This window comes from Xenorhabdus japonica (assembly GCF_900115195.1).
In the GTDB taxonomy this organism is placed as follows: Bacteria; Pseudomonadota; Gammaproteobacteria; order Enterobacterales; family Enterobacteriaceae; genus Xenorhabdus; species Xenorhabdus japonica.
On the sequence record NZ_FOVO01000032.1, the window covers coordinates 19,796 to 38,500 of the forward strand.

17 protein-coding genes and 2 pseudogenes are annotated in these 18,705 nt (G+C 41.8%); 13 read left to right on the forward strand and 6 right to left on the reverse strand.

The window, feature by feature from the left end; genetic code table 11:
• The first annotated feature begins 9 nt into the window (after positions 1-9).
• From BM135_RS12275 to BM135_RS12305, 7 genes are all read left to right on the forward strand, one after another.
• The gene (locus BM135_RS12275; RefSeq protein ID WP_092520001.1) at positions 10-777 is read left to right on the forward strand and encodes a nucleoside-specific channel-forming Tsx family protein; all 768 of its coding nucleotides are present in this window, start codon (positions 10-12) and stop codon (positions 775-777) included.
• A 352-nt stretch (positions 778-1,129) separates the two neighbouring features.
• Positions 1,130-2,095 (forward strand): cytochrome o ubiquinol oxidase subunit II, encoded by a 966-nt coding sequence (gene cyoA, locus BM135_RS12280; RefSeq protein ID WP_092520002.1) that lies wholly within the window; start codon positions 1,130-1,132, stop codon positions 2,093-2,095.
• A 4-nt stretch (positions 2,096-2,099) separates the two neighbouring features.
• A complete protein-coding gene (cyoB, locus tag BM135_RS12285; RefSeq protein ID WP_092520003.1) occupies positions 2,100-4,082 on the forward strand; it encodes a cytochrome o ubiquinol oxidase subunit I in 1,983 nt (660 codons plus the stop codon).
• The gene (locus tag BM135_RS12290; protein ID WP_092520004.1) at positions 4,082-4,693 is read left to right on the forward strand and encodes a cytochrome o ubiquinol oxidase subunit III; all 612 of its coding nucleotides are present in this window, start codon (positions 4,082-4,084) and stop codon (positions 4,691-4,693) included. The genes cyoB and BM135_RS12290 overlap by 1 nt, the downstream gene beginning before the upstream one ends.
• Positions 4,693-5,025 carry a cytochrome o ubiquinol oxidase subunit IV gene (locus tag BM135_RS12295; RefSeq protein WP_092520005.1) on the forward strand — a complete coding sequence of 111 codons (333 nt, stop codon included), beginning with the start codon at positions 4,693-4,695 and terminating at the stop codon, positions 5,023-5,025. The genes BM135_RS12290 and BM135_RS12295 overlap by 1 nt, the downstream gene beginning before the upstream one ends.
• Before the next feature lie 12 nt (positions 5,026-5,037).
• Positions 5,038-5,922, forward strand: a complete 885-nt coding sequence (gene cyoE, locus BM135_RS12300; protein ID WP_092520006.1) for a heme o synthase — start codon at positions 5,038-5,040, stop codon at positions 5,920-5,922.
• 142 nt (positions 5,923-6,064) lie between these two features.
• Positions 6,065-7,432 (forward strand): MFS transporter, encoded by a 1,368-nt coding sequence (locus BM135_RS12305; protein ID WP_092520007.1) that lies wholly within the window; start codon positions 6,065-6,067, stop codon positions 7,430-7,432.
• Between the two features lie 347 nt (positions 7,433-7,779).
• Here BM135_RS12305 and BM135_RS12310 read toward each other — a convergent pair whose 3' ends face one another.
• Positions 7,780-8,271 carry a YajQ family cyclic di-GMP-binding protein gene (locus BM135_RS12310; protein WP_092520008.1) on the reverse strand — a complete coding sequence of 164 codons (492 nt, stop codon included), beginning with the start codon at positions 8,269-8,271 and terminating at the stop codon, positions 7,780-7,782.
• 174 nt (positions 8,272-8,445) lie between these two features.
• On the opposite strand from BM135_RS12310, the gene panE reads away from it, so the two are divergent.
• Positions 8,446-9,360: a 2-dehydropantoate 2-reductase gene (panE, locus tag BM135_RS12315; protein WP_092520009.1), complete on the forward strand. Its 915-nt coding sequence runs from the start codon at positions 8,446-8,448 to the stop codon at positions 9,358-9,360.
• Entirely contained in the window at positions 9,320-9,916 is a 597-nt protein-coding gene (yajL, locus tag BM135_RS12320) for a protein deglycase YajL (RefSeq protein ID WP_092520010.1), read from the forward strand. The genes panE and yajL overlap by 41 nt, the downstream gene beginning before the upstream one ends.
• Before the next feature lie 153 nt (positions 9,917-10,069).
• On the opposite strand, the gene thiI is transcribed toward yajL, so the two are convergent.
• Positions 10,070-11,518: a tRNA uracil 4-sulfurtransferase ThiI gene (gene thiI / locus BM135_RS12325; RefSeq protein WP_092520011.1), complete on the reverse strand. Its 1,449-nt coding sequence runs from the start codon at positions 11,516-11,518 to the stop codon at positions 10,070-10,072.
• 228 nt (positions 11,519-11,746) lie between these two features.
• Between thiI and xseB the strand changes: the two genes are divergently transcribed.
• From xseB to dxs, 3 genes are all read left to right on the forward strand, one after another.
• Complete coding sequence (gene xseB / locus BM135_RS12330) at positions 11,747-12,004, forward strand: exodeoxyribonuclease VII small subunit (protein ID WP_092520012.1); 258 nt, start codon at positions 11,747-11,749, stop codon at positions 12,002-12,004.
• Positions 12,005-12,008: 4 nt separating this feature from the next.
• Positions 12,009-12,956: a (2E,6E)-farnesyl diphosphate synthase gene (ispA, locus tag BM135_RS12335; RefSeq protein WP_092520017.1), complete on the forward strand. Its 948-nt coding sequence runs from the start codon at positions 12,009-12,011 to the stop codon at positions 12,954-12,956.
• A 165-nt stretch (positions 12,957-13,121) separates the two neighbouring features.
• Positions 13,122-14,987, forward strand: coding sequence for a 1-deoxy-D-xylulose-5-phosphate synthase (gene dxs / locus BM135_RS12340; RefSeq protein ID WP_092520013.1), 1,866 nt, complete (start codon positions 13,122-13,124; stop codon positions 14,985-14,987).
• Positions 14,988-15,309: 322 nt separating this feature from the next.
• On the opposite strand, the pseudogene BM135_RS17040 reads toward dxs, so the two are convergent.
• From BM135_RS17040 to BM135_RS12350, 3 genes and pseudogenes are all read right to left on the reverse strand, one after another.
• A pseudogene (locus BM135_RS17040) lies at positions 15,310-15,618 on the reverse strand (IS1 family transposase); the annotation flags it as partial.
• A pseudogene (locus BM135_RS17045) lies at positions 15,613-15,879 on the reverse strand (IS982 family transposase); the annotation flags it as partial. The pseudogenes BM135_RS17045 and BM135_RS17040, both read right to left, overlap by 6 nt.
• A gap of 437 nt (positions 15,880-16,316) precedes the next feature.
• Positions 16,317-16,943, reverse strand: coding sequence for a tyrosine-type DNA invertase (locus tag BM135_RS12350; protein WP_092520014.1), 627 nt, complete (start codon positions 16,941-16,943; stop codon positions 16,317-16,319).
• Positions 16,944-17,582: 639 nt separating this feature from the next.
• Here BM135_RS12350 and BM135_RS12355 point away from each other — a divergent pair.
• Entirely contained in the window at positions 17,583-17,933 is a 351-nt protein-coding gene (locus BM135_RS12355; protein WP_092520015.1) for a SymE family type I addiction module toxin, read from the forward strand.
• A 124-nt stretch (positions 17,934-18,057) separates the two neighbouring features.
• Here BM135_RS12355 and BM135_RS12360 read toward each other — a convergent pair whose 3' ends face one another.
• Positions 18,058-18,303 carry an SDR family NAD(P)-dependent oxidoreductase gene (locus tag BM135_RS12360; protein ID WP_092520016.1) on the reverse strand — a complete coding sequence of 82 codons (246 nt, stop codon included), beginning with the start codon at positions 18,301-18,303 and terminating at the stop codon, positions 18,058-18,060.
• Positions 18,304-18,705: the final 402 nt, after the last annotated feature.

Sequence of the window (18,705 nt, forward strand, 5' to 3'; positions counted from 1 at the left end):
AGGGAATTTATGAAAAGACATATTTTGACACTCACCGCAGTTGCAGCGGCCTTAGTTTCTGCTTCAGCTAGCGCGGAATACCAGTGGGGGTTTGGCAATGTCAGCATGAACTACCTTGACTGGAATAAACATACCACTCATAAAACCGGACAAACTTCCCATAAGGACGATTTTGCTTACTTAGAACTGGAAGGGGGGGCAGGATTTAGCTGGGGTGAACTATATGGTTTCGCTGATTTAGAGAATACTTTTAACAGTAAAGCAGCCCAACCTGGTGATAACCAACGTTACACTTTCAAGACGACAGGCCGTTTCTATCTGGGTGAGTCTGGTTTCAACCTTTATGGTCATGTCTATGGAACCTATTCATTACCAGGCAAAGCAAACGGTGGTAACTTCCATGAAGTTAATACACTCTATGGATTAGGTTACAATACTAATATTGCTGGCCTGTGGTTTAAACCTTTCGTCGCACTGCATTATGTTGACCAAACTTTCTATTCAGGAAACAACGGTTATGTCGTAGGCTGGGTTGCAGGATACGATTTCAACCTTTGGGAACAAAAATTCAGTGTCACAAACTGGAATGAAATTGAATTAAACCGCAATAAACGTTACGGCAATGGCGGACGCGAAGGCATTAATGGAGCTATCGGATTATGGTGGACTCCGTACACTACATTTACAACTGGTATTCAATACCGCTATGCGGATAACAAACTAGGAGAGGATTTCTTACAGGATGGTATTGTTTACAGTATAAAATATAATTTCTAACAACTAATTTAGTGGGTGAGCAGCCTAAAGCTGCTCATTAGAACCAATAAATAAATAATAGTTACTCCACTGATAATAAAGCGTATTTCAGAATTTTTTCTTTTTTTATCAAAGTCTTTCTTTTTAAAATAGAGGGTTATTTGAAATTAATTGTCTATTTTTATTTTTTAGTTAAGATAACTTTCCGAAATTAACGTTTTGTTAAATTTAGAATCACATGTGATCCCTCTAGCATAAAAAGCCTACAAGCCAACCTGCTTCTATTACAATTGTTTACACTCCGGTAACCATACCGTAGAATGCCCCCACTGATGAAACGACAATAAAAGCTTTTGTTATCTGGGGTCGCTCAATGAGACTTATGAAATACAAAAAAACTATTGGGTTATCATCACTATTCGCAGCCACTTTAATGCTAAGTGGTTGCGATATGGTATTGATGAATCCCAAAGGGGCGATCGGCGTTGAACAAAAAACGCTGATACTAACGGCGTTTGGCTTGATGCTGATCGTTGTTATTCCGGCTATTGTAATGGCAATCATTTTTGCCTCACGTTACCGCGAAGCCAATAAATCTGCAACTTATCGTCCAAACTGGGCACACTCAAATAAAATTGAGCTTGTCGTTTGGACAGTGCCTATCCTGATTATCATCACCTTGGCAACTATTACATGGAAAACGACGCATCAGCTCGATCCATATAAGCCATTGGACAGTGATGTAAAACCGGTGACGATTGAAGTTATTTCCCTTGACTGGAAATGGCTATTCATCTATCCGGAACAGGGTATTGCAACTGTAAATGAAATTGTATTCCCTAAAGATGTTCCAATTAACTTCAAAATCACCTCAGACTCTGTGATGAACTCTTTCTTCATCCCACAGTTGGGTGGTCAGATTTATGCAATGGCAGGTATGCAGACAAAACTGCACCTGATTGCTAACTCAGCGGGTAAATACGATGGATTTTCAGCCAGTTACAGTGGTCATGGCTTCTCAGGCATGAAATTCACAGCAACCGCAACTGAAGATCGTGCAGGTTTTGAAGAGTGGGTGCAGAAAGTTAAAGAATCACCTAAAACCTTAGATACTGTACAAGCATTCAATAAATTGGCTGAACAAAGCCAAAACAACCCTGTTGAATACTTCTCAAGCGTGAAACCAAAACTGTTCCAAGAAACTATCGCCAAATTTATGGGTGATATGGGCCATGCCGGTATGTTTGGTATGTCTGGTCACGGCAAAACAGAACATGGTAAAGCTGCAGATCATAATATGAATATGAGTCAGCCGGCTCATTCAGGTGTTGAGGAATAAAGGCATGTGGGGAAAATTAACACTGGATGCGATCCCATTACATGAACCCATTATTGTGGTGACATTGTTGGGGATTCTGTTCGGGGGACTAGCAGTTGTTGGTACCTTGACTTATTTCCGTAAATGGAAATGGCTCTGGACTGAATGGTTAACCAGCGTTGACCATAAAAAAATTGGTGTCATGTACATCGTCGTCGCCATGGTTATGATGCTCCGTGGTTTCGCTGATGCCATCATGATGCGTGGACAGCAAGCCCTGGCCTCCGCTGGCGAAGCCGGCTTCCTGCCCCCGCACCATTATGATCAGATCTTCACCGCTCACGGCGTTATCATGATCTTCTTTATGGCGATGCCTTTCGTTGTCGGCCTGATGAACATTGTTGTTCCTCTGCAAATCGGTGCCCGTGACGTTGCATTTCCATTCCTGAATTCTTTGAGCTTCTGGTTATTTGTTGTCGGTGTTGCGCTGATCAACATCTCTCTGGGAGTTGGTGAGTTTGCACAAACTGGTTGGTTGGCATACCCGCCTCTATCTGGTCTGGAGTACAACCCAGGAGTCGGTGTCGATTACTGGATATGGAGTCTCCAGCTCTCCGGTGTAGGTACATTGCTGACAGGTGTTAACTTCTTCGTGACTATCCTGCGCATGCGTGCACCAGGTATGTCCATGATGAAACTCCCTGTATTTACATGGGCTTCATTGTGTACCAACGTTCTGATCATTGCCGCTTTCCCAATCCTGACAGTTACTATTGCATTGTTAACTCTGGATCGTTATCTGGGCACCCATTTCTTTACCAACGATATGGGCGGCAACATGATGATGTACATCAACCTGATCTGGGCTTGGGGTCATCCTGAAGTTTACATTCTGGTTCTGCCTGTCTTTGGTATCTTCTCTGAAGTTACCGCAACTTTCTCGAAAAAACGCCTGTTTGGTTATACCTCTCTGGTGTGGGCGACAATCGTTATTACCATCCTGTCGTTCATCGTGTGGCTGCACCACTTCTTTACCATGGGTTCTGGCGCGAACGTCAACGCCTTCTTTGGTATTGCCACGATGATTATCTCTATCCCAACTGGGGTTAAGATCTTCAACTGGCTGTTTACCATGTACCGTGGTCGTATTGAATTCAAAACCCCAATGTTGTGGACTGTTGGCTTCTTGGTCACCTTCTCCATTGGTGGTATGACTGGTGTTCTGCTAGCAGTACCTGGCGCAAACTTCGTTTTGCACAACAGTCTGTTCCTTATTGCCCACTTCCATAACGTCATCATTGGCGGTGTGGTATTTGGTTGCTTCGCAGGTACAACTTACTGGTTCCCGAAAGCATTCGGTTTCACTCTGAATGAAAAATGGGGGGTCCGTGCATTCTGGTTCTGGATCACTGGTTTCTTCGTTGCCTTTATGCCGCTGTACGCATTGGGCTTCATGGGTATGACCCGTCGTCTGAGCCAAGATATCAATCCAGAATTCCACCCATTGCTGGTTGTTGCAACTGTCGGCGTTGTCTTAATTGCCCTAGGTATTCTGTGTCAGGTTATCCAGTTCTACGTCAGTATCCGTGACCGTGATCAAAACCGCGATCTGACTGGTGATCCGTGGGGTGGCCGTACTCTGGAATGGTCAACTTCATCTCCACCTCCATTCTATAACTTTGCTGAAGTTCCACATATCCAGACTCGTGATGCATGGTGGGACATGAAAGAAAAAGGTACTGAATATAAGCGCCCGGCGAAATATGAAGAAATTCATATGCCTAAAAATACCGGTGCAGGTGTGATTATCAGTGCTTTCTGTCTGACCTTAGGCTTTGCTTTGATCTGGCATATCTGGTGGATGGCTATTGCAAGCTTCGCTGGTATCATCATCAGTTGTATCGTGAAAAGCTTTGACGAAGACGTTGATTATTACGTTCCTGTAGCTGAAGTCGAGAAAGTTGAAAATCAGCGTTACGAAGAACTGAGAAAGGCAGGTGTGAAATAATGTCGACTCAAATCCTTAACAACACAGCCGCCCATGACGTTCATGGGCACCACGATACAGGAGCCAACAAGATATTTGGCTTCTGGGTCTACCTGATGAGTGACTTGATCCTATTTGCAAGTCTGTTTGCTACCTATGCAGTGTTAGTTAATGGTACTGCTGGTGGTCCGTCTGGTAAGGACATTTTCGAACTGCCATTTGTACTGGTAGAAACCTTCCTGCTGCTGTTCAGTAGTATCACCTACGGTTTCGCCATGTTGGGCATGAACAAGGGTAAAGTTGCACAGGTTAACCTGTGGCTGTTCATTACTTTCCTGCTCGGCCTTGGCTTCGTTTCGATGGAAGTTTATGAATTCCATAAACTGATTGTAGAAGGCGCCGGGCCTCAAACGAGTGCATTCCTGTCTGCCTTCTTTGCACTGGTTGCTACCCACGGTCTGCACGTTACCTTCGGTTTAATTTGGATCATCATCCTGATGATTCAAGTTTCACTCCGTGGCATAACTGATGTGAACCGTATGCGTCTGAACTGCCTGAGCCTATTCTGGCACTTCCTTGACGTTGTATGGATCTGTGTATTTACTGTCGTTTATTTGATGGGAGCTATGTAATGAGTCATCCAAATACTTCTCATTCCGGCGCTAGCCACGGTAGTTTCAAAACCTATATGGTTGGTTTTGTTCTGTCAGTCATACTGACCGTGATCCCATTCTGGATGGTAATGGAAGGTACTGCTTCACACAGTACAATCCTAATAACAGTAGTCGTTATGGCTGTTATTCAGATCTTTGTACATTTCATCTGCTTCCTGCATATGAATACATCATCTGAAGAGCGTTGGAACCTAGTTGCCTTAATATTCACATTACTGGTCATCGCTATCGTTGTTGTTGGCTCCCTGTGGATTATGTACAACCTGAACATCAATATGATGGTTGATTAAGGGTTGATTTGAATGATTAAGCAATACCTGCAAGTGACCAAACCAGGAATTATTTTCGGAAATCTAATTTCTGTGATTGGTGGTTTTCTACTCGCTTCCAAGGGCGTAATAGATTACCCCTTGTTCTTTGCAACGATGGTTGGGGTATCGCTGGTAGTCGCATCAGGTTGTGTATTTAACAACTATATCGACCGCGATATCGACCGTATCATGGAAAGAACGAAAGAAAGGGTCCTTGTAAAAGGGCTTATCAATCCGAAAATCAGCCTGATTTATGCCTCAGTGTTAGGTATTGCTGGCATGGTGCTGCTCTATGTAGCAGCCAATGCCTTAGCAATGCAGTTAGCTCTCATCGGGTTTATCATTTATGTTGGGGTTTATAGCCTCTACATGAAAAGAAAATCTGTTTATGGCACGCTGGTTGGTAGCTTGTCAGGTGCAGCACCTCCCGTGATTGGTTATTGTGCAGTAGCGGGACATTTTGATACAGGTGCGTTGATCTTGTTGTTGATCTTCAGCTTGTGGCAAATGCCCCACTCTTACGCCATTGCTATTTTTCGGTTCAAAGATTATCAAGCGGCTAACATCCCAGTATTACCAGTGATCAAAGGTATTTCCGTCGCGAAAAATCACATCACTCTATATATTCTGGCTTTTATGGTTGCCACTTTGATGCTGACCATCAGTGGTTATGCGGGTTATAAATACCTCATCGTATCTACCGCAGTAAGTATCTGGTGGCTAGGTATGGCATTATCAGGTTATAAAACCTCTGATGACCGTATTTGGGCCCGTAGGTTATTTCTGTTTTCTATCGTCGCTATCATGTCATTAAGCGTCATGATGTCTGTAGATTCATCAGCATCTCCAGAAAACCTACTGACTTACGTCTGGTAATATTTAGATGACAGGGTAAACCCTGTCATCTTTTTCCTTTCCTTTATCTCTTTATTTAATGACAACTTATTCGGTTACAAACACTGCTTGCTCGTTTGCTCTCACCTAAGTGAAATGTCATATCAGATCTTTTGAGGTATCCATGAACGATAATAAAATGACTCCGCTTGAACTTCGAGCGACATGGGGCTTAGGTTCCGTTTTCTCTCTGCGCATGTTAGGCATGTTCATGGTCTTACCTGTTCTGACAACCTATGGCTTAGAATTACGTGATGCCACTGAAGCTCTTATCGGAATTGCCATTGGCATCTACGGTTTAACTCAGGCAATATTCCAGATCCCATTTGGGCTTCTTTCAGACAAAATTGGCAGAAAACCTTTAATCATCGGTGGGCTTCTCATTTTTGTTTTAGGCAGCATTATTGCCGCCTTAAGCGACTCTATTTGGGGGATTATTATCGGGCGAGCCTTACAAGGCACAGGAGCTATATCCGCCGCTATCATGGCATTACTTTCAGACTTGACTCGTGAGCAAAACCGAACAAAAGCAATGGCATTTATCGGCATTAGCTTCGGCATTACATTTGCTTCTGCAATTGTTGTTGGTCCTATTATCACCCACCAAATTGGCTTAAATGGCCTATTTTGGGCAATTACAATCCTTGCTGGCTGCGGGATATTTATCACACTGTTGGCTGTACCAAACACACACAAGCATTCGTTAAACCGTGAATCAGGAATCGCACGCAACAGCTTCAAACGTGTACTCTCAGATCCTCAACTACTAAAACTCAATTTTGGTATTCTCTGCTTGCATACCTTATTGATGTCGAGCTTTGTTGCCCTTCCCCTTATTATGGAGAAAGTGGGCTTTCCTCCACAGCAACACTGGAAAGTGTATTTAATTACCACACTCATCTCTTTTGTCGCCGTTCTGCCTTTCATTATCTATGCAGAAACAAAACGTCGCATGAAGCAGGTGTTTTTACTGTGTATAGGCATGCTATTCATTGCTGAAGCCGTTTTATGGTCTCAGGGATCGCATCTTTGGGGGATCTTTGCAGGCATTCAAATTTTCTTCCTTGCGTTTAACATCATGGAAGCTATTTTGCCTTCACTCATCAGCAAAGAAGCACCTGCGGGTTACAAAGGCACTGCCATGGGCGTTTACTCTACCAGCCAATTCCTTGGTGTTGCTTTGGGAGGCAGTCTTGGGGGAATGCTTTACGAATTACAAGGTGCATCACTTGTCTTTATGGGAGGCATCGCACTGACTACACTCTGGTTTATTATCAGCCTGACATTACGGCAACCTCCATACGTCAGCAGTATCAGGCTCATTTTGCCAGAGCAACTAAGTAACCCTGAGGTTTTGGAGAAAAAAATATTGGCGCAAGCCGGCGTAAAAGATGTCGTTATCGCACCAAAAGAGTTCAGTGCATATATTAAAGTTGATACCAAACTGACCAATCGCGAACAATTAGAACAACTTGTATTATCCCATGAATAACATGCTGTATTTGTGACAATGCGAAACTTATAACAGAAAAATACGGTGTATGATAAGCATGACCAAGCACCGTATTATTTTCATATCAAAGTGCTATTTTCGTATCAAAGTACGACTTACTTACGCATCAAGGTACTATATTAAGATTAGATTTCAGAGGCGGTTTGACTAATATTTATTATTAAACTCACTTTGTAAAAAAATCATACATTATTCTTAATATAAATAATGAAGTTTATTTTATGGTGATAATTAAGGGAAGCACTAGTCATTATTGAAATTGCTCGGCTTCCCTTTTGTTATTTAATTAGTTCAAAATAACATATTTATTTTATTCAAGACGGAAATTAATCACGGAAATTAGTAAACTGGAAAGGTTGTCCCAATTCTGCACCGCGAACCAATGCAATGACACTTTGCAGATCATCACGTGCCTTGCCTGTTACCCGTACTTGCTCACCTTGAATCTGAGCCTGTACTTTCAGCTTACTGTCCTTAATCAGCTTCACAATCTTTTTCGCCAATGGTGTATCAATACCTTGCAGAAAAGTCGCTTCCACACTGTGTGTTTTACCGTTATGAACCATATTTTCAGGAACGTTGAGTACGGAACCATCAATTCCGCGTTTAGCAAATTTTTCACGCAGAATATCAACTAATTGGTTCACCTGAAAATCAGATTCACTGGCAATTTTGACCGATTCATTCTTTTCGTTTAATTCAAAACTCGCGTTGACGTTGCGGAAATCCCAACGATTGGTTAATTCTCTTTGTGCGTTTTCTACTGCATTACGCACTTCCTGCATATCAACTTCTGAAACAATATCAAATGATGGCATGACCCGTCACCTCCTGCTAATCAATAAGCCGGCATGATAACCGCTTTCCATTATTGGCAAAAGCTCTATACTCGGGAAGCTCAACGATCTTTTTGAAATTATCCTATCTTGAGAGCAAGTAGCGTTAAATAACGAGCCGAGGTTCCCCATGAAAGCGTTCCTCAAGGAAGAAATATGAAAATCACCGTTCTTGGCTGTGGCGCTATAGGTAAACTGTGGTTTGCTGCTTTATCCAAACAAAATCATAGTGTTCAGGGATGGCTAAGAGTTCCACAGCCAGTTATTTCCGTCCAGATCGAAAATTTTAATGGCCAGATATTTAATCAGCAATTTCCTGCCAACGACGAGAAACACCTCGCTGAAAGCGAGTTACTCCTTGTTTGTTTAAAAGCATGGCAAGTTTCTGACGCGATTAACCATCTTGCCGACAAACTATCCCCTCATTGCCCAATTCTGTTATTACATAATGGGATGGGAATCCAAGAAGAGTTCGCTCCTTTGCCCAATCCTATTTTACTTGGCGTGACCACTCATGGAGCCTATAGAAAAAATGGTATTGTTTACCACAAGTCACAAGGTATAACCCACATTGGAGCCATAACAGCCAATGCTGCCAAACTCAGTAATCTGGCAGATGTTTTACATCGCGCCCTGCCTGATGTGGCATGGCACAATGAAATACATGCCATTAGTTGGATGAAACTTGCTGTCAATTGTGTCATTAATCCACTCACAGTCATCCATGATTGCAAAAATGGTGATTTACAGCATCACCATACACAAATTAAAATATTATGTGATGAAATTCATGAGGTTATGGAGCATGATGGTATCCATACAACCAAAAAAAACCTGATTAATTATGTCATGAACGTGATTGAGCAAACCGCTGAAAATTACTCCTCCATGCTGCAAGATATACGGGCACAGCGACATACAGAGATAGACTACATTACCGGTTTTTTAATGCGCCGAGCCCGTACCCACGGTTTACCAATCACAGAAAATACCGCTATTTATCATTACATCAAACGTAAGGAGGAAGAATATGAACGTCTCAGCCCTTATTTGCCTGGCTCACGGCAGTGAAGAAATCGAGGCTGTCACTACTATTGATTTACTTGTCCGGGCAGGAGTGGATGTTACTGTAGCCAGTGCGGAAGCTGATGGCTCTCTAACATTGACCTGCTCACGCGGTGTAAAAATCGTTGCAGATGTTCCTTTGGTTGATATCGTTGACGAAAATTTTGATGCCATTATTCTGCCGGGAGGAATAAAAGGTGCAGAGTGTTTTCGTGACAGTTTATTGGTTGTAGAAAAAATTCGAATCGCACAAAGTCAGGGGAAAATCATTGCGGCAATCTGTGCATCTCCTGCAATTGTGTTGGAATATCATCAACTTTTCCCTGTTGGAAATATGACTGGCTATCCCAGCATGCAGGATAAGATTGCGCCAGAAAAATGGATTGATAAACGCGTTTATTTTGATGAAAGAGTTAACTTACTGACTAGCCAAGAGCCTGCCACTGCTTTTGACTTCGCCTTGAAACTGATTGAATTGTTGAAGGGAAAAGAGAAAGCAACAGAAATTGCCGCTCAACTTGTTTTACCGCCCGGTATTAATAATTACCAAAATTTCCAGTAATTATCTCTCTGCAATATACCCGATAGCTTTCAAGTTACGGCCCCGACCCATAAAGGAGCAACTTGAAAGCTAAAGGTGGAATACATAGGCTGCCTATCAGACTAATTTCCATAAACAGCCGTGTATCCTGTTTACAAATTAATTGACTGCAAGTTAAGGCCGATACACCTTCACATTGTCAAAGCCTTGTTCACGCAGATAAAGTGCCTGTAAACGACTCATCACGCCACGCTCACAATACAGAAGATAAGTTTTTCCTTTCGGTAGATCACCAAACTGAGTGCCCAGTTTATAGAAAGGCAATGAGTGAATTTCAATGCCATCCATATTTAACGGACGATCATCCTGTTCGTCTGGGGAACGGATATCCAATAGAACATCATTAGAGAAAAGTGCTGATACCATTTCCACTTCCACCACTTGCTCACTGGTCTGTTCTGCAATTTGGCGGATATCCATATTCTGGGCTTCACTAATTACCTGTTCCAAAATCTCAAAGTCAAAATTATTTTCTTCTTCTTCAATTTTGGCTTTAACGGCTTTCACTGTTGGACTTTTTGATATAACACCACAAAATTCTGGCATAGTGCGGGCAAAATCTTCGGTGCCAATCTCACGAGCCAGCTTGATAATATGCTCTTTATCATGAGAAATCAGGGGACGGAGGATCAACGTATCTGATGCATTATCGATCAACCTTAAGTTAGTCAACGTCTGGCTGGATACCTGACCCAAGGCCTCACCGGTTACGATCGCCTGCACACCGTAGCGTTCTGCAATCTTGGAAGCCGCCCTGACCATCATTCTTTTCAGCACAACCCCCATCTGACCGTCATCAACTTTTTCCAGAATCTCAGCCACGACTGGTTCAAAATCGACAGCAACAAAGCGGACTTTATGCGAACTACCAAAACGATTCCACAAATAATGGGCAACCTGCTTCACGCCAATTTCATGGGCAGAGCCACCAAGATTAAAGAAACAGTAGTGCACACGACAGCCACGACGCATCAACATGTAACTGGAAACACCGGAATCAAATCCACCGGAAATCAGTGACAGCACATCTTCCTGCGTACCAATAGGGAAACCGCCAATTCCTTCATAACGAGCTTTAACCAGAATCAACTTATCCTGATCAACTTCCAGATTCACAGTTACATCAGGCTGGGTCAGTTTTACTTTAGCTGATTCAATATGCTGGTTGAGTCCGCCACCAACATAGCGTTCGACTTCATTGGATGTAAAATTATGTTTACCGCGACGCTTTACACGAACACAAAATGTTTTCCCATGCAGTAAATGGCCATACGTTTCGTAGGTTTGTTCAAAGATATGATGCAGATCACAAAAATCTCGCTCTTCTACTTGCAGGATATGGTGAATACCCGGAATACGTGTCAGTGCGTCACAAATTTCTGTGCTGAGGTTATCATTCTTAACCCGAACTTCGATATTATCCCAATGGCGAACAACAGCAATGCCCTCTCCGAATGTTTTCAGCACATTACGGATATTGCTGGCAAGAATTTTAATAAAACGTAACCGGACAGTCTGGCTCTTGATCGTAATTTCTGGAAATAATTTAATGATAAACTTCATAGTAAGATATAGTAGTCATTCAATGTTGAACTATCACAAACAATATCAATGATTGTTCTTAAGTGTTCAGTTGGATAGGGCGCAGAGTATAACACCATCTGGCTATATCACCTGTAAAAAAACAGTGGTAATACATGATTTATTTTTCTTGGTGTAGTAGGGTACTCTGCAATTCTGTAACGAACTTGCTTTGCTGTAATTCGTTAAATAACCATATGTTAAATCATTATGTCTAAAGCAAATCACACATCAGAAACCGAACAAATGCCAGTATTCGAAACATCTCTCAAAGAGCTGGAACAAATTGTTATTCGGCTGGAATCCGGGGAACTCCCGTTAGAAGATGCGTTGAATGAATTTGAACGCGGTATTCAACTTGCAAGACAGGGCCAGAAAACGCTTCAGCAGGCAGAGCAACGAGTGCAAATTCTATTGAATCATGATGCACAATCGCCACTTGATGAATTTCCGTCCGATGCTGAGTAAATTTATGTCTGAACAACATGATGCTCCTTTTGAAGAGCAATCCTTTGAAGAGCCGTCTTTTGAAAAAAAACTGCGTGCTTGTCAGCAACATGTAAATGACAAGCTGATGGCAATATTTGTTTCATTGCCTTTTTTAAACAGCCCATTAGGCACTGCAATGCAGCATGGTGCCGTGCTGGGTGGAAAACGGCTGCGCCCATTTTTAGTTTACAGCGTGGGAGAAATGTTTGGTCTCCCCAAAAAGAGTCTTGATGCCGCCGCCCTCGCATTAGAGTGCATCCATGCTTATTCCTTGATCCATGATGATTTACCCGCAATGGATAACGACGATTTACGTCGTGGGCAACCCACCTGCCACATCAAATTTGGTGAAAGTCAGGCTATTTTAGCCGGTGATGCATTACAATCTCTGGCCTTTGAGATTCTGGCAAAATATGATATGCCAAATGTTGCCTTATCCGATCGTCTTGCTATGGTCGCGGAATTGGCAAATGCCAGTGGTTTTGCCGGTATGTGTGGTGGGCAGTCACTGGATTTGGAGGCAGAAGGTAAACAAATCGATCTTGCCTTGTTGGAACAAATTCATCGCCATAAAACAGGCGCATTAATACGAGCAGCCGTCCGATTGGGAGCTTACAGCGCAGGACAGCGTGGTCGAGAAGCACTCCTTTTACTGGAACAATATGCCCAATCTATCGGCCTGGCGTTTCAGGTACACGATGATATTTTGGGTGTTATTGGTAATACTGAAGTTATCGGCAAACGTCAGGGCAATGATCAGCAGCTTGGAAAAAGCACTTATCCAGCATTATTAGGTTTGGAACAAGCTAAGAAAAAAGCCCAGACGCTGTATGAAGAAGCGCTCACGGCCCTCACTGAACTGGAAAAACAGTCTTATAACACCACAACCTTAAAAAAACTGGCTGGTTTTATCATTGAGAGAAACAGCTAAAACATAGGCCATATTAATCACCTATTAATATGGTCATTAATTATATAAAAACCCAATAATCAATAAAAAACGCCTCATGGGGTGAACCCAAAAATTACACACGGATAATCACAGGGTTCTTAATATTCAACTTCTAACGGGTATAGCATTTTATACAGGCATAGCATGAGCATTGATATAGCGAAATATCCAACATTGGCATTGGCGGAAACTCCAGAAGAGCTTCGCCTGCTACCTAAAGACACTTTGCCAAAGTTATGCGATGAACTGCGCCAATTTCTATTGAACAGTGTCAGCCGCTCCAGTGGTCACTTCGCTTCCGGCCTTGGCGCTATCGAATTAACCATCGCACTCCACTATGTTTATAAAACCCCTTTTGACAATTTAGTCTGGGATGTTGGTCATCAGGCCTACCCACACAAAATTTTGACCGGACGTCGTGATCGCATTGATACCATTCGCCAAAAAAATGGTCTTCATCCGTTCCCGTGGCGAGAGGAAAGTGAATATGACACCTTGTGTGTTGGTCACTCATCCACCTCAATCAGCGCTGGTCTGGGAATGGCAATTGCTGCTAAACATGAAAACAAAGGCCGCAAAACGGTGTGTGTCATTGGAGACGGTGCTATTACTGCGGGCATGGCTTTCGAAGCCATGAACCATGCCGGTGATATCGATCCCGATATGTTGGTTATTCTCAATGACAATGAAATGTCTATTTCTGAAAACGTGGGAGCGTTGAATAACCATCTGGCACAATTACTGTCAGGCAAACTGTATACAACCCTGCGTGAGGGTGGCAAAAAAGTTTTTTCCAACCTGCCACCTCTCAAAGAGTTATTGAAAAAGACAGAAGAACACCTCAAAGGCATGGTTGTTCCCGGAACGCTGTTCGAAGAGCTTGGATTCAACTACATAGGGCCTGTTGATGGTCATGATGTACTGGCGTTGACCCAAACCCTGAAAAATATGCGAGAGCTGAAAGGGCCACAATTCCTGCATATCATGACTAAAAAAGGTCGTGGTTATGCTCCGGCGGAAAAAGATCCCATCAGTTGGCATGCTGTTCCCAAATTTGATCCTGCAACAGGTTCCTTGCCAAAAAATGAAGAAACTCGCCCGACATTTTCCAAAATCTTCGGTGACTGGCTGTGTGAAGCCGCAGCCAGAGACAAAAAACTGATGGCAATCACTCCAGCCATGCGGGAAGGTTCAGGTATGGTGCGTTTCTCTCGCGAGTATCCTGAGCAATATTTTGACGTCGCAATTGCCGAACAGCATTCCGTCACTTTTGCGGCAGGTCTGGCTATCGGTGGCTACAAGCCCATCGTCGCTATTTACTCCACCTTCCTGCAACGCGCTTATGATCAGTTGATCCACGATGTTGCCATCCAAAAACTGCCAGTCCTGTTTGCTATCGACCGTGGCGGCATCGTTGGTGCAGATGGTCAGACCCATCAAGGAGCATTCGATCTTTCCTTCCTTCGTTGTATCCCGAATATGGTGATTATGGCCCCCAGTGATGAAAATGAATGCCGCCAGATGTTGCATACTGGGCATCACTATCAGGAAGGACCTACTGCTGTCCGTTACCCTCGTGGTACAGGAACGGGGGCTGAACTCCAATCACTGGAAACATTGCCAATCGGCAAGGGTATAACCCGACGCCAAGGTGAACGCATTGCGATCCTTAACTTTGGGACATTGTTATCCTATGCACAAGAAGCGGCTGAAACCCTGAATGCAACCGTTGTGGATATGCGCTTTGTCAAACCATTGGATAAAGAACTCATACTGGAAATGGCTGCCAGCCATGAGCTGCTGGTGACTTTAGAAGAAAACGCCATTATGGGCGGTGCAGGCAGTGGTGTTAACGAACTGCTGATGCAAGAAAAATTATCAGTTCCCATCTTGAATCTTGGTTTACCAGATTACTTTATACCGCAAGGAACCCAAAAAGAGCTTCATGCTGATTTGGGACTTGATGCAGCTGGGATTCAAAACAGTATCGAGAAATATCTGGCTAAATAGCCGATAAGAACGGGTGAGGATTTTTCAGTCACTCATCCGTTTTTTCCTTTTGTGTCAGTCATACAATCACCCATCTACTCTAATGAGTTTCCTTGGATATACCCATCTTCAATGACGATGGGTATATCCAATTAAAGGTAGCGAATCTGTAGCATCAGGTACAGGCTCGGAGGTAGATCTTGAGTTCCATACCCGAAATTGCATTTGACACTGATAAACCAGACTATCTGTTGTTGACAGCTGTAAGAAACAGAAAAGAGCAAAATGTACCGACCACACTTGTGAATGTATCATCTGTGCTAGCCTGTTTGTCGGTCGTGTATTAAATAGTTATACTGGCATTAAAATAGTGTTCACGCTCAATAACAGTGCCTATCACTTTATCGTGCATCTCCTCTGATTTAGAGTAACCTATCGTTTTGCGGTTCAGCCTTTTGATTCGAGTGCGATGAGTTAAATTAGTTCTCTCTATACGTTGGGTAAACGTCTTTCCAGTAAGGTGGTTTTCTTCTGGAAGATTGTCATAAACCACATAATCATCCGTACAGTAAAACAGAATATTAAAAGGTGATAAGAGGGCAAGCAACTTGTCTAATGTTTTCCTGCTGCGATCACCAAAAACATGCGCGATACTGACGAAACGAGTATAACTGAGCAAGGTTGGAAAATCGTGATGATGATATTTTCAAATCTGCTCCAGATAAAAATGTTTAAAATCACGATAATACGACATGTGGAAGAGGATCAGGATGGTCATGATTTCACTGGGATACATATGGCCTTGCCTACGGCGCAGACGGTATCCATTATCAAGACAAAATTGTGTCCACTGTGGGATAAAAAAGTGGCAAAAATCATCGACATTACAGAAAACTTCAACTAATTTGTCCATGGCCTGTTCCTCCCCGGAGCTGTTTCGGTGCACACCAAAACACGACTCCCGGAACAGGCTACTCGTCAATTCCTTATCCAAAATTCGGGTTAACTAATAAATACCATCATCCAAACAACTCAAATAAAATAATCCCAAATCTATCTAATTGATAGCACATCTTCCCGACTTAAAAGTTAACATTTAGTACCAAACTGTTAACTCCTTTAGATTAAACTGTAAAAGATTAATTTTTAATGAAATTAATCTATAGTTTTCAAACAAAATGGAACATTTACCTTTCGATATGGAAATGAGCATTATAGATGGGAATAACTGATAATATAGCGGAAGGAAAGCAATAGAACTTACAAAAACTTTGTGGAAATCAATCAGGCAGCATTAATCTTATTCATCATAGAGTTGGGAAATATTTCTTTGCAAAATAGAAAATAGCGCTAGTTTAAAGTATAGCAATTCATTGAAGTTAACAGTTTGGTACTAAATGTAGCCCTTTTTCGCTTTCCTCTTGCCCGCCAAATTCCATCAAAACGCCCCGCGTTACTCGCGGTATACCTGACTGTATGACGAATATTACGATGACCTAAATAGTCTTGAATCAATCGAGTATCGACACCATTATCCGCTAACGCATAACCACAAGAATGACGCAACATGTGCGGATTCGCGCAAATCGCAATTTCTGCCTTGATGCTTGTATTCTTAATGATCTTATAAAACTGTTGCCGTGATAAAGGCTCACCAGTTCTAGAAATAAACAACCATTCACTTTTGCCGAACCTTTCAAGTTTTTTGCGCACACTCAACCATTTACGCAATAATTGAATTTCCCGGGAAACCATGGGATGGATAGTGGAAAAACCATTTTTCAAACGATTAACGCTCAAGCTCCGATCACGCAGATCCACATCAGACATACGCAGTCCCAACAGTTCAGAAACGCGAAAACCATGAATAAAACCCATAAAAAGCATGCAGACATTACGCTCTGCATTAGCACCTTCTTCTAATTCAGCCAATAGTTGCTCAATTTCAGATTGAGTTAAATATTTACGTTTTAGCATAGTGTATGACTCTCTGTGGTAGTAAGCTATTTTCTCTTATAATTAAAACCATTTTCATAAAAAATCATCTTAATCTCTCAATTACACAAAACACACAATAACATTATAAAAACAGAGCAAATTATACGAAAAATTTATATTTTCATTACCTGTCATAAAGCAAGGATATTTAAATTCATTAAATAAATGAAATAGGATATTAGCGAAGAAGTAAATGACAATAATATGACCAATTTATGTCATAAACATGACAGTATGATTACAATCAGATTAATTAATATAAATATAAAGGTAACCATATGAAATTTATTAATTATAAAAATAACAACATTATTTAACTATTGAGTAATCCATATATTTGATAATCCAGAAAATCACATAAATATTCACCAAGTTCTTACTTACTCGAATTTTAGATAGGTATTTCAAAATGGATAAATATCCAGTTATTTTTTGCGAGTTGCTTCGCAAAGAGTAACATTACCGATGGCATATTAGCCAACTAACCGCTAGGGTAGACATCGATTCTTAACCAATGAATGCGATACAGATGAAAAACACGTATGAATTCGCGGTGCAGTGTGGGCGAAGTGCTGATAGAGTATCGCTGTATATCCCAATAACACAAGGAACGTACAAATGAGCCTTCATGTTTCATTTCGCCAGACTGACATTGGTATCCCAGAATTAATACTGAATGGCAGTACACTCAGTGATGCTGGATTTACCGCGAATGAATTATTTCATATCTCACAATTTTCCAATGGCGTTATTATCTCTCTCGTTGATCCCAACGCAGACTTAGTCAGTTTGATCAATGAAGTCGAAGATAACCCATACGAAGGAATCGATAGTATTCGTGAAAATGGTGAACTTTATATTGCAGGAGATTGGCTAACCATCAGCAACTTAGTCGAGCAGCCTATTAACATTGAAATGGAACCCGGCAAGATTATTCTTAAGCCTAAGTTGATGGAAATGCTGGCTTAAAAGCATTGTCATTAAAAAATAACCTTCCATCAATTAGCCGGAAAATATTAAGCAGAATTCCGGCTTTTAATGTTCCCAATATTAAAGGCTGCGTTATTCAAAACGGTATTTCAAACCCTATGGCCTATTTTCCACCCGCTAAGTCAATGAAATTGCCGGTAACATACGATGATTCATCAGACAGCAATTGTTCTTCATCCGCTATATCGACCTGAACCGCAATAGCTGACCGCCCAAGAGCGCGGATCATATTCACCACTTCATAAGCTTTATCTTCACGGTTACGATAACCAATACAGATATGATGTCCCTGCGTTGCCAAACAACGTGCCGTGGCCTTGCCGATGCCACGGGAACCACCTGTAATGATTGTGACTTTTTAAACATATATAAATATATAGCTATAATATCTCAAAAATAATCACTTGTTTTAAAAAGAAAATACAAATACGTTATCTATAAAAATAGAAATACTCTCTATGTTAAATTTTCAATCATAACATTCAAAACTATACTCCAAACTGCAAGAGTAAATCCCGCAAAGGGGCCTGCTCTCGCCACGGCGGCGTTTCTAAGTGGCTATAATATTTTAGTTAATTTCCATTATGTACAATTAGGAGAAATCATCTCCCTAATTATTTTCTAAGCTTGGTATTACATGCTCATTTTTTAATCCACTTGGATTCACATATTAAGCGCAACACCGTAATGAACGAAGTAAATGAGTGGGTATTCCTTTAAATAACTCATTCGGTGTTTTGTAATCTCGTGT

Coding starts and splice junctions, on each gene's coding strand:
- BM135_RS12275 (WP_092520001.1), top strand. CDS start 10: ATGAAAAGACATATTTTGACACTCACCGCAGTTGCAGCGGCCTTAGTT.
- cyoA (WP_092520002.1), top strand. CDS start 1,130: ATGAGACTTATGAAATACAAAAAAACTATTGGGTTATCATCACTATTC.
- cyoB (WP_092520003.1), top strand. CDS start 2,100: ATGTGGGGAAAATTAACACTGGATGCGATCCCATTACATGAACCCATT.
- BM135_RS12290 (WP_092520004.1), top strand. CDS start 4,082: ATGTCGACTCAAATCCTTAACAACACAGCCGCCCATGACGTTCATGGG.
- BM135_RS12295 (WP_092520005.1), top strand. CDS start 4,693: ATGAGTCATCCAAATACTTCTCATTCCGGCGCTAGCCACGGTAGTTTC.
- cyoE (WP_092520006.1), top strand. CDS start 5,038: ATGATTAAGCAATACCTGCAAGTGACCAAACCAGGAATTATTTTCGGA.
- BM135_RS12305 (WP_092520007.1), top strand. CDS start 6,065: ATGAACGATAATAAAATGACTCCGCTTGAACTTCGAGCGACATGGGGC.
- BM135_RS12310 (WP_092520008.1), bottom strand. CDS start 8,271: ATGCCATCATTTGATATTGTTTCAGAAGTTGATATGCAGGAAGTGCGT.
- panE (WP_092520009.1), top strand. CDS start 8,446: ATGAAAATCACCGTTCTTGGCTGTGGCGCTATAGGTAAACTGTGGTTT.
- yajL (WP_092520010.1), top strand. CDS start 9,320: ATGAACGTCTCAGCCCTTATTTGCCTGGCTCACGGCAGTGAAGAAATC.
- thiI (WP_092520011.1), bottom strand. CDS start 11,518: ATGAAGTTTATCATTAAATTATTTCCAGAAATTACGATCAAGAGCCAG.
- xseB (WP_092520012.1), top strand. CDS start 11,747: ATGTCTAAAGCAAATCACACATCAGAAACCGAACAAATGCCAGTATTC.
- ispA (WP_092520017.1), top strand. CDS start 12,009: ATGTCTGAACAACATGATGCTCCTTTTGAAGAGCAATCCTTTGAAGAG.
- dxs (WP_092520013.1), top strand. CDS start 13,122: ATGAGCATTGATATAGCGAAATATCCAACATTGGCATTGGCGGAAACT.
- BM135_RS12350 (WP_092520014.1), bottom strand. CDS start 16,943: ATGCTAAAACGTAAATATTTAACTCAATCTGAAATTGAGCAACTATTG.
- BM135_RS12355 (WP_092520015.1), top strand. CDS start 17,583: ATGAGCCTTCATGTTTCATTTCGCCAGACTGACATTGGTATCCCAGAA.